This window comes from Natroniella sulfidigena (assembly GCF_023223645.1).
GTDB classification, from domain to species: domain Bacteria; phylum Bacillota; class Halanaerobiia; order Halobacteroidales; family Halobacteroidaceae; genus Natroniella; species Natroniella sulfidigena.
Genome location: NZ_JALKBY010000002.1, coordinates 198,389 through 210,524, shown reverse-complemented (window position 1 = coordinate 210,524; position 12,136 = coordinate 198,389). Strand labels below are relative to the sequence as shown.

General features: G+C 35.0%; 21 protein-coding genes. All 21 read left to right on the top strand.

Going from position 1 to position 12,136, the window contains the following annotated elements:
- Positions 1–4: 4 nt before the first annotated feature.
- The 21 genes from rplX to MWH28_RS02205 all read left to right on the top strand — a co-directional run bounded on the left by rplX (position 5) and on the right by MWH28_RS02205 (position 12,125).
- Complete coding sequence (gene rplX, locus MWH28_RS02305; RefSeq protein WP_248617650.1) at positions 5–331, top strand: 50S ribosomal protein L24; 327 nt, start codon at positions 5–7, stop codon at positions 329–331.
- A gap of 23 nt (positions 332–354) precedes the next feature.
- A complete protein-coding gene (rplE, locus tag MWH28_RS02300; RefSeq protein ID WP_248617649.1) occupies positions 355–894 on the top strand; it encodes a 50S ribosomal protein L5 in 540 nt (179 codons plus the stop codon).
- 16 nt (positions 895–910) lie between these two features.
- Entirely contained in the window at positions 911–1,096 is a 186-nt protein-coding gene (locus MWH28_RS02295) for a type Z 30S ribosomal protein S14 (RefSeq protein ID WP_248617648.1), read from the top strand.
- 35 nt (positions 1,097–1,131) lie between these two features.
- A complete protein-coding gene (rpsH, locus tag MWH28_RS02290; protein WP_248617647.1) occupies positions 1,132–1,524 on the top strand; it encodes a 30S ribosomal protein S8 in 393 nt (130 codons plus the stop codon).
- A gap of 28 nt (positions 1,525–1,552) precedes the next feature.
- A complete protein-coding gene (gene rplF, locus MWH28_RS02285; RefSeq protein ID WP_248617646.1) occupies positions 1,553–2,083 on the top strand; it encodes a 50S ribosomal protein L6 in 531 nt (176 codons plus the stop codon).
- Positions 2,084–2,141: 58 nt separating this feature from the next.
- Complete coding sequence (rplR, locus tag MWH28_RS02280) at positions 2,142–2,507, top strand: 50S ribosomal protein L18 (protein WP_248617645.1); 366 nt, start codon at positions 2,142–2,144, stop codon at positions 2,505–2,507.
- Between the two features lie 26 nt (positions 2,508–2,533).
- Positions 2,534–3,037 carry a 30S ribosomal protein S5 gene (rpsE, locus tag MWH28_RS02275; RefSeq protein WP_248617644.1) on the top strand — a complete coding sequence of 168 codons (504 nt, stop codon included), beginning with the start codon at positions 2,534–2,536 and terminating at the stop codon, positions 3,035–3,037.
- Between the two features lie 35 nt (positions 3,038–3,072).
- The gene (gene rplO, locus MWH28_RS02270) at positions 3,073–3,516 is read left to right on the top strand and encodes a 50S ribosomal protein L15 (protein ID WP_248617643.1); all 444 of its coding nucleotides are present in this window, start codon (positions 3,073–3,075) and stop codon (positions 3,514–3,516) included.
- Positions 3,517–3,519: 3 nt separating this feature from the next.
- Positions 3,520–4,779: a preprotein translocase subunit SecY gene (secY, locus tag MWH28_RS02265; RefSeq protein WP_248617642.1), complete on the top strand. Its 1,260-nt coding sequence runs from the start codon at positions 3,520–3,522 to the stop codon at positions 4,777–4,779.
- A gap of 19 nt (positions 4,780–4,798) precedes the next feature.
- On the top strand, positions 4,799–5,449 hold the full coding sequence (locus MWH28_RS02260) for an adenylate kinase (RefSeq protein WP_248617641.1): 651 nt from the start codon (positions 4,799–4,801) through the stop codon (positions 5,447–5,449).
- Complete coding sequence (map, locus tag MWH28_RS02255) at positions 5,450–6,196, top strand: type I methionyl aminopeptidase (RefSeq protein WP_248617640.1); 747 nt, start codon at positions 5,450–5,452, stop codon at positions 6,194–6,196.
- Positions 6,197–6,290: 94 nt separating this feature from the next.
- Positions 6,291–6,512, top strand: a complete 222-nt coding sequence (infA, locus tag MWH28_RS02250; protein ID WP_248617639.1) for a translation initiation factor IF-1 — start codon at positions 6,291–6,293, stop codon at positions 6,510–6,512.
- A 28-nt stretch (positions 6,513–6,540) separates the two neighbouring features.
- Entirely contained in the window at positions 6,541–6,654 is a 114-nt protein-coding gene (gene rpmJ / locus MWH28_RS02245; protein ID WP_013277182.1) for a 50S ribosomal protein L36, read from the top strand.
- 33 nt (positions 6,655–6,687) lie between these two features.
- Complete coding sequence (gene rpsM / locus MWH28_RS02240) at positions 6,688–7,050, top strand: 30S ribosomal protein S13 (protein ID WP_248617638.1); 363 nt, start codon at positions 6,688–6,690, stop codon at positions 7,048–7,050.
- A 41-nt stretch (positions 7,051–7,091) separates the two neighbouring features.
- Positions 7,092–7,472 (top strand): 30S ribosomal protein S11, encoded by a 381-nt coding sequence (gene rpsK, locus MWH28_RS02235; protein ID WP_248617637.1) that lies wholly within the window; start codon positions 7,092–7,094, stop codon positions 7,470–7,472.
- A gap of 44 nt (positions 7,473–7,516) precedes the next feature.
- Positions 7,517–8,146, top strand: a complete 630-nt coding sequence (rpsD, locus tag MWH28_RS02230) for a 30S ribosomal protein S4 (RefSeq protein ID WP_248617636.1) — start codon at positions 7,517–7,519, stop codon at positions 8,144–8,146.
- Positions 8,147–8,237: 91 nt separating this feature from the next.
- Entirely contained in the window at positions 8,238–9,179 is a 942-nt protein-coding gene (locus MWH28_RS02225) for a DNA-directed RNA polymerase subunit alpha (protein WP_248617635.1), read from the top strand.
- Between the two features lie 28 nt (positions 9,180–9,207).
- Positions 9,208–9,549, top strand: coding sequence for a 50S ribosomal protein L17 (gene rplQ / locus MWH28_RS02220; RefSeq protein ID WP_248617634.1), 342 nt, complete (start codon positions 9,208–9,210; stop codon positions 9,547–9,549).
- 116 nt (positions 9,550–9,665) lie between these two features.
- A complete protein-coding gene (locus tag MWH28_RS02215; RefSeq protein WP_248617633.1) occupies positions 9,666–10,502 on the top strand; it encodes an energy-coupling factor transporter ATPase in 837 nt (278 codons plus the stop codon).
- A complete protein-coding gene (locus MWH28_RS02210) occupies positions 10,478–11,326 on the top strand; it encodes an energy-coupling factor transporter ATPase (protein ID WP_248617632.1) in 849 nt (282 codons plus the stop codon). Before MWH28_RS02215 ends, MWH28_RS02210 begins: the two co-directional genes overlap by 25 nt.
- A 4-nt stretch (positions 11,327–11,330) precedes the next feature.
- Complete coding sequence (locus MWH28_RS02205) at positions 11,331–12,125, top strand: energy-coupling factor transporter transmembrane component T family protein (RefSeq protein ID WP_248617631.1); 795 nt, start codon at positions 11,331–11,333, stop codon at positions 12,123–12,125.
- Positions 12,126–12,136 lie beyond the last annotated feature (11 nt).

The following is a 12,136-nucleotide window of genomic DNA, read 5'->3' as shown; positions in this document are numbered from 1 at the left end:
TTAGATGGTTCAACCTAAATTACATGTAAAACAAGGCGATAAAGTGAAAGTTATTAGTGGAAAAGATAGAGGAAAAGAAGGCGAAGTTTTAAAAGTATTGCCTGAAGAAAATCGTGTTCTTGTTAAAGGAATTAATATCATTAAAAAGCATGTTCAACCGACTCAAGATAATCCGCAAGGAGGAATTGTAGAAAAAGAAGGGCCAATTCATGGTTCTAATGTTCAACTAGTCTGCCAATATTGCGGTGAAGCTGCAAGAACCGGAAAGAAAGTCTTTGATAATGGAGAAAAAGCACGGTATTGTAAAAAATGTGATGAGGTTATTGATTAAAGTTGTTAGAGAGGAGGTAAACTATGTCTGTATTACAGAAAGAATATAGAGAAGATATTATACCAGCATTAATGGAAAAGTTTGATTATGACAATGTGATGGAAGTTCCTAAGTTAGAAAAAGTTGTTATCAATATGGGACTTGGAGAGGCAAGTGAAGATGCTAATCTATTAGACCAAGCTACTGATTCTTTGCAAACTATTACAGGTCAAAAGCCAGTAATTACACGAGCTAAAAAATCTGTTGCTAACTTTAAAATTAGAGCGGGTATGCCAGTTGGATGTAAAGTTACTTTACGTGGTGGAGAGATGCATGAGTTTTTATATAAATTAATCAATGTTGCATTACCGCGTGTGCGTGATTTTAGAGGCGTTTCTGCAAAATCATTTGATGGTCGGGGAAATTACTCTTTAGGATTAACTAATCATACTGTTTTTCCAGAAATTAATGTTGATGAGATCGATAAGACATTAGGAATGGATATTGTAATTGTAACTACTGCTGAGACGGATGAGGAAGCTAAAGAGTTACTATCATTAATGAAATTACCACTTAAAAAATAGTTAAGGAGGGGAAAAAGTGGCTAAAAAGTCAAAGGTTGAGAAAGCAAAGCGAGAGTCTAAATATTCAACTCGTGAAGAACAGCGCTGTCGTCGTTGTGGAAGGCCACACGGGGTACTCAGAAAATTTGAATTATGTCGAATTTGCTTTAGAGAATTGGCCCATGAGGGTAAATTACCGGGCGTTAGAAAAGCTAGTTGGTAAATTGATTGTAAATTTGAAAGGAGGTAAGTAATTTTATGACTGATCCTATTGCTGATATGTTAACAAGAATTAGAAATGCTATTACTATTACAAATGATGAAGTAGATATTCCTGCTTCTAACCTTAAAGAAGAAATTGCACGGGTTTTATCTGAAGAAGGGTTTATTAAGGGATATAAAAGAATTGATAGGGGTCCACAAGGTAAATTACGTTTATTCTTGAAATATGGAGATAATGGAGAAAAAGTTATCACTGGTTTGAAGCGAATTAGTAAACCAGGATTAAGGGTTTATGCTGATAAAGAAGAAGTACCGAAAGTATTAGGTGGATTAGGTATTGCTATTATTTCTACTTCTCACGGTGTAATGACTGATAAATCTGCTCGTAAAGAGGGGATAGGCGGAGAAGTAATCTGTTATGTTTGGTAACTTTTAAGAATAAGAGGGGGTGTAAAATATGTCTCGAATAGGTCATGTACCAGTAGAGATTCCTGAAGGTGTAGAACTTTCTTTAGAAAATAATACTTTGACTGTTAAAGGAGCTAAAGCTGAATTAACAGAGAAAATCAGTTCTAGAATGGAACTTGAGATTGAAGAAGATCAAGTTACTGTAGTAAGACCAACTGATTCTAAAGCAGATAGATCGCTACATGGGTTGACAAGAAGTATGATTATAAATATGATTGAAGGTGTAACAAAAGGATTTAAAAAAGAATTAGAATTAAATGGTGTAGGTTATCGAGCACTCAAAAAGGGTAATAATTTAGAATTACAAGTTGGATACTCTCATCCGGTAACTATTGAACCTAAAGAAGGAATAGAATTTGAAGTTGATGGAAATAAAATTACTGTTAAAGGAAGCGATAAGCAGTTAGTTGGGCAGGTAGCTTCTAATATTCGAGCAGTTAGAAAGCCTGAACCATATAATGGAAAAGGGATTAAATATGTTGATGAACATATTAGACGAAAAGAAGGTAAAACTGGTTAATAATTATAATTGATTCAATATTAATACCAGTAATTAGTTGAATAAAGGAGGGGAAATAATGGCGAAGTTAAGCAAGCGTGAAGCTAAAAAAAGAAGGCATCAGCGAGTGCGTAATAAAGTAAAGGGTAAACCAAATCGACCTCGGTTAAGTGTATATAGAAGCTTAAATAATATCTACGTCCAAGTGATTGATGATTTTGCTGGTGAAACATTAGCTTCTGCCTCCACTGTTGATAATGAGATTAAAGATGCAATTGAAAATGGTGGTAATAAAGAAGCAGCTAAAGTTGTTGGAGAGTATATTGCAGAACGAGCTTTAGATAAAGGGATTAAGAAAGTTATTTTTGATCGTGGTGGGAATGATTATCATGGTCGAGTTAAAGCTTTAGCAGAAGCAGCAAGAGAAAATGGGCTAGAATTCTAGTAGTCTATCACAAAGGAGGGAAAACGATGAATAAAAATATTGAGCCTGAGAAGTTAGATTTAAATGAACGTGTTGTTAATATTAGCCGAGTATCTAAGGTAGTTAAAGGTGGTCGTCGATTTAGCTTTAGTGCTTTAGTAGTTGTTGGTGATGGTAATGGCCACGTCGGTGCTGCTATAGGAAAAGCTAATGAGGTTCCTGATTCTATTCATAAAGGAATTGATGCTGCTAAAAAGAATTTAGTTAAAATACCTTTAAAAGATACTACAATTCCTCATGAAATCACTGGAGTTTTTGGTGCTGGACGGGTTTTATTAAAGCCAGCTGCAGAAGGTACTGGAGTAATTGCTGGAGGAGCAGTTCGTGCTGTAATTGAATTAGCAGGAATTAAAGATATCTTGACTAAATCACTAGGATCAGATAATCCAATCAATATGGTTAGAGCAACAATTCAAGGGTTGAATAGTTTAAAAGATGCTGAAAAAGTTGCTCAATTACGTGGGAAAACTGTAGAGGAACTATTAGGTTAAATTAAAAGTAAGGAAGGATGAGGAGGTGAATAAGGATGAAATTACATGAACTAAAACCAGCTGAAGGTTCTAAAAGCAAGAAAAAGAGAGTAGGAAGAGGTATTGGTTCTGGTAAAGGAAAGACTTCTGGTCGAGGTCATAAAGGTCAAAATGCTCGTTCAGGAGGAGGAGTAAGAGTTACTTTTGAAGGTGGACAGACTCCTTTATTCAAGCGACTTCCTAAACATGGTTTTTCTAATGCTAAGTTCAAAAAAGAATTTGCAATTGTTAATGTTGAAGCACTTAATAAATTTGACGATGGTTCCGAGGTTACAATTGACAAATTACAAGAAGCAGGATTGATTGATAAAGTAAAGGATGGAGTCAAAATTTTAGGTGATGGTGAGTTAGAAAAGAGTTTGACCGTCAAAGCTAATAAATTCAGCAAATCTGCAGTTGAAAAAATAGAGGCTGCTGAAGGAAAGGTAGAGGTGGTATAATAGATGTTATCAGCTCTAGGTAGTGCATTTGAAGTTAAAGACTTGAGAAATAAAATCCTGTTTATGTTAGCAATGGTTGCTGTTTATCGAATTGGAGCCCAAATTCCAGTTCCAGGTATTGACCCTCAAGCATTACAAGAGTTATTTCGTGGTGAAGGTGTATTAGGATTCCTTGACATGTTTGCTGGAGGGGCTCTATCTAACTTTACTATTTTTGCTTTAAGTATCAGTCCTTATATTACTGCATCCATTATTATACAGTTATTAACTGTTGTTATCCCTAAATTAGAAGAACTTTCTAAACAAGGTCAAGAAGGGCAAAAAGTGATTATGCAGTATACCAGATATGCTACCGTTGCATTAGGAATAATTCAAAGTGTTGGTATTACTTTAATGATCAGAAATTACGGAGCTATAGCTAATCCTAATGCTTTCTCTTTATTTACAATTATTATTACTTTAACAGCCGGAACTGTATTTTTGATGTGGCTTGGAGAGCAGATAACAGAGTATGGAATTGGAAATGGAATTTCAATTTTAATTACTGTTTCAATTCTATCTAGATTTCCTGCAGGAGTTACTGCTACATTTAGAGAACTAAGAGCAGGAACAATTAATATTTTTAATTTAGGATTGTTTTTAGTTGTTGCAGTAGCAGTAATTGCAGGAATTGTTTATATTCATGAAGGGCAACGAAAGATTCCAGTTCAATATTCTAAGCGAGTAGTAGGACGTAAAGTGTATGGAGGACAATCTACCCATATCCCAATGAAGGTTAATCAAGCTGGGGTAATGCCGGTAATTTTTGCTTCTTCAGTATTATTATTTCCAGCTACTATTGCTCAATTTATTCAACATGATTGGGCTCAAGCAATAGCAAGAGTTCTAAGCCCAGGTTCTTGGTTATATACTATTATATATGCTGTATTGATCATTTTCTTTACTTATTTTTATACAGCAATCAGTTTTAATCCAATTGAAGTAGCAGACAATATGAAAAAGCGTGGAGGATTTATTCCTGGGCGTCGTCCAGGACGACCAACAGCTCAATATTTAGATAAAGTGCTAACCCGAATTACTTTAGTCGGCGCAATTTTCTTGGCAATAGTTGCTGTAATACCAGATTTTATTATTGTATTGACGGGTATTGAGGCAAGATTTGGTGGAACCGCCTTGTTGATTGTAATTGGTGTTGCTTTACAGACAATGAAGCAAGTAGAAACTCAATTACTAGCAAGGCATTATGAAGGTTTCATGAAATAATTATAAGGAGTGATAAAATATGTACTTGTTGTTAGTTGGCCCGCCGGGAGCAGGTAAAGGGACGCAAGCAAAAAGATTAGCAAAGACGTATTCTATGCCTCATGTTGCTACTGGAGACATCTTTCGAGAGGCAATAAAAAATGAAACTCCTTTAGGAAAAAAAGCCAAAGAATATATTGATCAAGGAAAATTAGTGCCTGATGAAGTAACTGTCGGAATGGTTGAAGAAAGGTTATCTAGAGATGATTGTCAAGAAGGATTTATTCTAGATGGATTTCCACGAACTGTAAATCAAGCTAATGAATTGACCGATATCTTACAGGATTTAGAACTTGCTTTAGATGCTGTAGTTAATATTGATGTCGGTGATGAAGAAGTTATTAACCGTTTGTCTGGGAGACGAGTCTGTTCTGAATGTGGAGCAAGTTTTCATGTTGAATTTAGTCCACCACAAGATGAAGGAGTTTGTGATGAATGTGATGGAGAATTGTATCAACGTGATGATGATAATCCAGAGACAATCAAAGAGCGCTTAGTTGTTTATTCTGAACAGACTTCTCCTTTAATTGAATACTATCAAGAACGTGATCTGCTACTTGTAATTGATGGAGAAACAACTCCTGAACAAGTCTTTGAAAGAATTAAAAAAGATTTAAAGGCGATAGAGTAGATGATTATTAGAAAATCTGCTCGTGAAATAGACACTATGAGGAAAGCTGGTCAAATTGTAGCCCAAACTCATGCTGTATTAGCTGAAAAAATTAAGCCTGGAATTACTACTCAGGAAATAGATCAGATAGCTGAAGAGTTTATTCGTGCTCAAGGAGCTAAACCTGCCTTTAAAGGTTATCAAGGTTTTCCTAATACTGTTTGTATTGCTATTAATGAACAGGTAGTTCATGGTATTCCAAGTGAATATCGCCTTGAGGAAGGTGATATTATAGGGCTTGATATTGGAGCGGTTGTTGATGGATATTATGGTGATGCAGCTCAAACTTTGGCAGTTGGTCAAGTTTCTCAAGAAGCAGAGAGGTTGTTGACTGTAACAAAGGAAGCTCTATTTAAAGGTATTGAACAAGTAAAGGTTGATAATAGAATTTCAGATATTTCTAATGCAGTACAACAACATGCAGAACAGGCAGGTTATTCTGTGGTGCGTAGATTTGTTGGTCATGGCATTGGGCGGAATATGCATGAGGAGCCTCAAGTTCCTAATTTTGGTTCTCCTGGACGAGGGCCTAGGTTAAAAGAAGGAATGGTTTTGGCGATTGAACCAATGATTAATGTTGGGGGCTGTGAAGTAGAAACTTTAGATGATGGTTGGACTGTTGTAACATGTGATGGTAAATTATCTGCTCATTTTGAGCATACTGTTGCAGTCACTGAGTCAGGGTTTCGAATTCTAACTCAGCCTTAATTGCATAAAATATCTGTTTTGTGATATAATAGTGTATTGAAGTGATAAGATAGGTTGATGTGTAAATTAATTAGAGGGGGTTAAGGATAGTATAATGGCAAAAGAAGATCCGATTGAAGTTGAAGGTACTGTGGTTGAACCGTTACCTAATGCAAAGTTTAGAGTTGAATTAGAGAATGGTCATAAAGTATTAGCACATGTTTCTGGAAAGATGAGAATGAATTTTATTCGAATTCTACCAGGGGATAAGGTAACTGTTGAATTATCACCTTATGATTTAAGTCGTGGCCGAATTACTTATCGTCATAAATCTTAATTTAAGTTAGATAGAAGGAGGGTTAGAATTGAAAGTTCGACCATCAGTAAAACCTATTTGTGATAAATGTAAAGTTGTTCGTCGTAAAGGGAGAGTTTATGTTATTTGTGAAAATCCTAAACATAAACAACGTCAAGGATAAATTATTAATAATTAATTAGGAGGTGTTATAGTTATGGCACGGATTGAAGGTGTTGATTTACCACGGAATAAAAGGGTTGAAATTGGGTTGACTTATATTTATGGTATTGGCAAATCAACTGCACAAAAGATCTTGGATGCAACTGGCATTGATCCTGATACAAGAGTACGTGATTTAACTGAAGGTGAAGTAGCTAAATTACGTAAAATGATTGATGAAGAATACCTTGTTGAAGGAGAGTTGCGTCGTGAGGTAAGAAGTAATATTAAGCGATTAAAAGATATCGGTTCTTATAGAGGATTAAGACATAAGCGAGGTCTTCCGGTTAGGGGACAGAGAACACAGACTAATGCTCGGACTAGAAAAGGGCCTAAGAAGACTGTGGGAGTAAACTAAGCTAGGTAATATTAAATTTAATTTATGTGAGGAGGGATAATATGGCACGTCGAAAGAACAAAAAGAAGAAATTAAGAGTAGAAAGAGGTCAAGCACATATTAGATCTACTTTTAATAATACAATTGTTACGCTAACTGATAGCAAAGGAAATACAATTGCTTGGTCAAGTGCTGGTAACCTGGGATTTGAAGGTTCACGAAAGAGTACTCCTTATGCTGCTCAAATGGCTGCTGATAAAGCAGCAAAAGAAGCACAGGATTATGGTCTAAAAGAAGTTGAAGTATTTGTTAAAGGGCCTGGAGCTGGTCGAGAAGCAGCTATTCGTGCTTTACAAGCAACTGGAATAGAAGTAACTTTAATTAAAGATGTAACTCCTATTCCACATAATGGCTGTCGTCCGCCAAAACGTCGTAGAGTATAATTAATTTAATAGTTTTAAATATAACTGTGGAGGTGTATATAAATATGGCAAGATATACTGGTCCAGTTTGTCGACAGTGTCGACAACAAGGGGAAAAGTTATTCTTGAAGGGTGAAAGGTGCTATTCTGATAAATGTGCAATTGAACGTCGTTCTTATGCACCTGGTGAGCATGGTAAGAAGCGTCGTAGGAAGCCATCTGAATATGGTATGCAATTAAGAGAGAAACAGAAAGTAAGAAGAGTTTATGGAGTTTTGGAAAATCAATTTAATAGATATTTTGAAACTGCGGAGAGAAAACCAGGAATTACTGGTGAAAACTTCTTGAAAATATTAGAAAGAAGATTAGATAATACTGTATATAGATTGGGGTTTGCTGCTTCAAGAAATGAAGCGAGACAACTTGTAAGGCATGGACATATTGAAGTTAATGGTAGCAGAGTTGATATTTCTTCTTATCAAGTAGAAGAAGGTGATGTAATTGGAGTTAAAGAAGCTAGCAAAGATATGAAAAGAATTAAAGAAAATATAGAAATGAATGCTAACTTAGAAACTCCATCTTGGTTGCAAGTTAACTTTGAGAAGAAAGAAGGAAAAGTTTTAACTGAACCTGTACGGGAAGAGATTGATATTCCAATTCAAGAACAGTTAATTGTAGAGTTTTATTCTAGATAATAGTATAAATTTGTATGTTTGCTGCCCAAAAGTTATCACCCTCAACTAATTGTAGTAAATTTAGTTTATTATAAGGGAGGGTTTAAAGTTAATGATTGAAATTCAAAAACCATCAATTGAACGTATTGAATCTACAGATGATTATGGTAAGTTTATTGTTTCTCCTTTAGAGCGGGGATATGGTATTACTTTAGGTAATTCTTTGAGAAGAATTATGTTGTCATCTTTACCAGGAGCTGCAATAACTTCTATTAAGATAGAAGGAGTTCGTCATGAATTTTCTACTGTTCCAGGAGTTGTAGAAGATGTAACAGATATCATTTTAAATTTAAAGGAAGTACTTATTGATATGGACGAACAAGAGCCTCAGACTTTACGAGTAGAAGCAAGTGGTGAAGGAGAAGTTGTTGCTGGTGATTTTCAGGTAAGTGGGAATTTAGAAATCTTAAATCCAGATCTTCATATTGCTACTTTATCAGAAGAAGCCGACTTCAGCTTAGAAGCTACTGTAGAACAAGGTCGAGGATATGTTACTGCAGAAGAAAATAAGGATGATGAACATGTAATAGGAGTAATACCTATTGATTCTTCTTTTTCTCCTATTGAACGAGTTAATTTTAAAGTAGAAAATGCTCGTGTAGGTAACAGAAGTGATTTTGATAGATTAATCTTAGAAGTGAAAACTGATGGAAGTATTGATCCAGAAGAGTCTATTAGTTTAGCTGCTAAAGTTATCGAAGAACATCTGGATCTATTTATTAATCTTAATGAAGAGATTAATGATACAGATATTATGGTTGAAAAAGAAGAGGAAGAAAAGGATAAAATTTTAGAGACTACAATTGAAGAATTAGAATTATCGGTTCGTTCTTCTAACTGCTTAAAACGAGCTGGGATTAATACTGTTGAGGAATTAACGGATATAACAGAAGATGATTTAATGAAAGTTAGAAATTTAGGTAAAAAGTCGTTGCAAGAGATTAAGGCTAAATTAGCTGAATTGGATCTATCTTTACAGCAGCCTGAGTTATAAAATTGAATTAAAGAAGGAGGGATTAGTTATGGCTCAAAGAAAATTAAGTCGTAAGAGTTCATCACGTAAAGCTTTGTTAATCTCATTAGCTAATGCTTTATTTAAAAATGAGCGGATTGAAACTACTGAGCCCAAAGCTAAGGAAGCACGGAAATTTGCTGAAAAGCTAGTTACTAAAGCTAAACAAGATACTCAACATGCTCGTAGACAAGTAATGGGCCAACTTCAGGATGGAGAAGCAGTAGAGGCCTTATTTGATGAAATTGCACCACGATTTGCTGACCGTCCAGGAGGATATACTCGAATTATGAAATTAGGTCCAAGAAGAGGCGATGCAGCACCAATGGTTATTTTAGAGTTAGTAGAATAAATTGAATTAATTATTAAACAGCCATCTAAATTGAATAATACTGGACGTTAAGAGCTTCTTGTTTCTTCGTCCGGTATCATCAATGGCTGTTTTTCCTATACTAGGCTGGTGAGAAGATGTCATTAATTGAGATTTCAGATCTATATTATCGCTATAACGAAGAACAAGATTGGGTGTTAAATGGAGTCGATTTAGAAATTGATTCGGGAGAGTTTGTTGTTATTGTAGGCCATAATGGTTCAGGAAAATCTACTTTAGCTAAGATGTTAAATGGATTATTAGTACCAACTGATGGACAAGTCTTAGTTAATGAACAAGCCACTTCTGAGCAAGAAAACATTTGGCAAATTAGACAACAGATAGGCATGGTATTCCAAAATCCTGACAACCAATTAGTAGCCAATATTGTAGAGGAAGATATAGCCTTTGGCCCAGAAAATTTGGGACTTGAATCGGCAATGATTAAAGAACGAGTTAGAGAAGCATTAGAGGCAGTTGGGATGGAAAAGTTTAGGCGTAATGCTCCTCATAATTTATCTGGTGGTCAAAAACAAAGAATAGCTATTGCAGGTATTTTAGCAATGAATCCTACATGTTTAGTATTAGATGAACCAACTGCTATGTTAGATCCTGTTGGTAGAGAAAATGTAATGGCAACTGTACAGGATTTGAATCAAAAGTTAGGGATGACAGTAGTCCATATTACTCACTTTATGAATGAAGCATTATTGGCAGATAGAATTATTGTGATGGATCAAGGTCAAATTGCTTTGGAAGGGACTCCTCAAGAGATATTCAGCCAAGTAGATGAGATTAAGAAATATCATTTAGATGTTCCACAATTGACTGAATTGGCTTTTCAGTTATCTCAGGCAGGTTTAGATATCCCTCCTGATATTTTTAATATAGATGAGTTGGTGGAAAAGTTATGTTACTTGAAGTCAAAGATTTAAGTCATAGTTATGATTCGGAAGCAAACCCTGATAACTATTCTTTACAGGATATAAATTTTGCGATTGAGCAAGGGGAGTTTGTTGGTTTAATAGGGCATACAGGGTCAGGTAAATCAACTCTTGTCCAAACCTTAAATGGTTTGATTAGACCTAGTGCAGGTCAAATTATGATTGATGATCAGGATATTACAAAAATTAAGAACTTAAAAGAGGTAAGACAGAAAGTAGGTCTTGTTTTTCAGTATCCTGAACATCAGTTATTTGAAGAGACTGTCTTTGCTGATGTGGCTTTTGGTCCTAAAAATTTAGGATTAACTGAACAAGAAATTGAAGAGCAGGTCAAAAATGCTTTAGAGGTAGTGAACTTAGACTATGAAACCTTTAAGGATAGATCTCCTTTTAAGTTATCCGGTGGGCAACAGAGAAGAGTAGCTATTGCTGGTGTATTAGCTATGGAACCAGAAATTTTAATTTTAGATGAACCAACAGCTGGCTTAGATCCTAAAACTAGACGAGAGATAATAACTGAAATTGTTGCTGTACAGCAAAAGACCTCATTGACAATTATTTTAATTTCTCATCGAATGGAAGAGATTGCACGTTTAGCTGATAGAGTTTTAGTGTTAGATGAAGGAAAGTTAGTATTAGAAGGAAGTCCTGCAGAAGTTTTTCAGCACCAGGAATTTTTACAGGGGATTGGTTTGGGAGTACCACAGATTACAGAAGTATTATTGAAGTTAAAAAGTGAAGGTAACAAGGTAGCTACTGATATCTTTACTGTCAAAGAAGCTAAGCAGGAAATATTAAAGTTAATGCGAGGTTAAAATAATGTTAGATGAGATTATGATTGGTCAGTATATTGAACGGGATTCAGTAGTTCATAAATCTGACCCGAGAACTAAAATTTTAGTTGTAATGCTTTTTATTACCACTGTGTTTTTAATTAATACTTTTAGTGGTTATTTTATTTTGGCTGGTTTTATTTTCCTAGCAACTATGATGGCTAAAATTAATTTAAAACGAATTTTAAAAAGTATTAAGCCTTTGACATTTATTATTCTATTTACTTTGTTAATTCATTTATTTATGACTAGAGGTGGGGATGTATTATGGCAGTGGAGATTTTTAAGGATTGAAGAAGAAGGGTTAAGATTAGGGTTGTTTATGGCATTACGCTTAATCTTTTTGATTACTTTTACTTCATTGTTGACTTTGACGACTTCTCCTTTAGAATTAACGGATGGACTGGAAAGGTTATTAAATCCTTTTAAAAAAATTGGAGTGCCGGCTCATGAATTAGCGATGATGATGACGATTGCCTTAAGGTTTATTCCTACCTTATTAGAAGAAGCACAGAAAATAATGAAGGCTCAACAGGCTAGAGGTGCTGATTTTGAAAATGGTAATTTAATTGATAAGGCTAAGAGTTTGATTCCATTACTTGTTCCTTTGTTTGTAAATGCTTTTCGCAGAGCTGATGAATTAGCTTTAGCTATGGAAGCAAGGTGTTATCGTGGAGGAGAGAATAGAACAAGAATGAATGTATTGGTTTTAGCTAGCAGGGATTATTTAACAATGATATTCAGTTTGTTTTACCTAGGTTTAGTAGCTATTTTTTTATAATGGAGTGGAAA

Bases quoted from the DNA above. Each gene is read 5' to 3' on its own strand.
- rplR (WP_248617645.1), top strand. From the start codon at position 2,142: ATGGCGAAGTTAAGCAAGCGTGAAGCTAAAAAAAGAAGGCATCAGCGA.
- rpsE (WP_248617644.1), top strand. From the start codon at position 2,534: ATGAATAAAAATATTGAGCCTGAGAAGTTAGATTTAAATGAACGTGTT.
- MWH28_RS02260 (WP_248617641.1), top strand. From the start codon at position 4,799: ATGTACTTGTTGTTAGTTGGCCCGCCGGGAGCAGGTAAAGGGACGCAA.
- infA (WP_248617639.1), top strand. From the start codon at position 6,291: ATGGCAAAAGAAGATCCGATTGAAGTTGAAGGTACTGTGGTTGAACCG.
- rpsH (WP_248617647.1), top strand. From the start codon at position 1,132: ATGACTGATCCTATTGCTGATATGTTAACAAGAATTAGAAATGCTATT.
- map (WP_248617640.1), top strand. From the start codon at position 5,450: ATGATTATTAGAAAATCTGCTCGTGAAATAGACACTATGAGGAAAGCT.
- rplX (WP_248617650.1), top strand. From the start codon at position 5: ATGGTTCAACCTAAATTACATGTAAAACAAGGCGATAAAGTGAAAGTT.
- MWH28_RS02210 (WP_248617632.1), top strand. From the start codon at position 10,478: ATGTTACTTGAAGTCAAAGATTTAAGTCATAGTTATGATTCGGAAGCA.
- MWH28_RS02205 (WP_248617631.1), top strand. From the start codon at position 11,331: ATGTTAGATGAGATTATGATTGGTCAGTATATTGAACGGGATTCAGTA.
- rplQ (WP_248617634.1), top strand. From the start codon at position 9,208: ATGGCTCAAAGAAAATTAAGTCGTAAGAGTTCATCACGTAAAGCTTTG.
- rpsD (WP_248617636.1), top strand. From the start codon at position 7,517: ATGGCAAGATATACTGGTCCAGTTTGTCGACAGTGTCGACAACAAGGG.
- MWH28_RS02225 (WP_248617635.1), top strand. From the start codon at position 8,238: ATGATTGAAATTCAAAAACCATCAATTGAACGTATTGAATCTACAGAT.
- secY (WP_248617642.1), top strand. From the start codon at position 3,520: ATGTTATCAGCTCTAGGTAGTGCATTTGAAGTTAAAGACTTGAGAAAT.
- rpsM (WP_248617638.1), top strand. From the start codon at position 6,688: ATGGCACGGATTGAAGGTGTTGATTTACCACGGAATAAAAGGGTTGAA.
- rplO (WP_248617643.1), top strand. From the start codon at position 3,073: ATGAAATTACATGAACTAAAACCAGCTGAAGGTTCTAAAAGCAAGAAA.
- rplE (WP_248617649.1), top strand. From the start codon at position 355: ATGTCTGTATTACAGAAAGAATATAGAGAAGATATTATACCAGCATTA.
- MWH28_RS02215 (WP_248617633.1), top strand. From the start codon at position 9,666: ATGTCATTAATTGAGATTTCAGATCTATATTATCGCTATAACGAAGAA.
- rplF (WP_248617646.1), top strand. From the start codon at position 1,553: ATGTCTCGAATAGGTCATGTACCAGTAGAGATTCCTGAAGGTGTAGAA.
- rpsK (WP_248617637.1), top strand. From the start codon at position 7,092: ATGGCACGTCGAAAGAACAAAAAGAAGAAATTAAGAGTAGAAAGAGGT.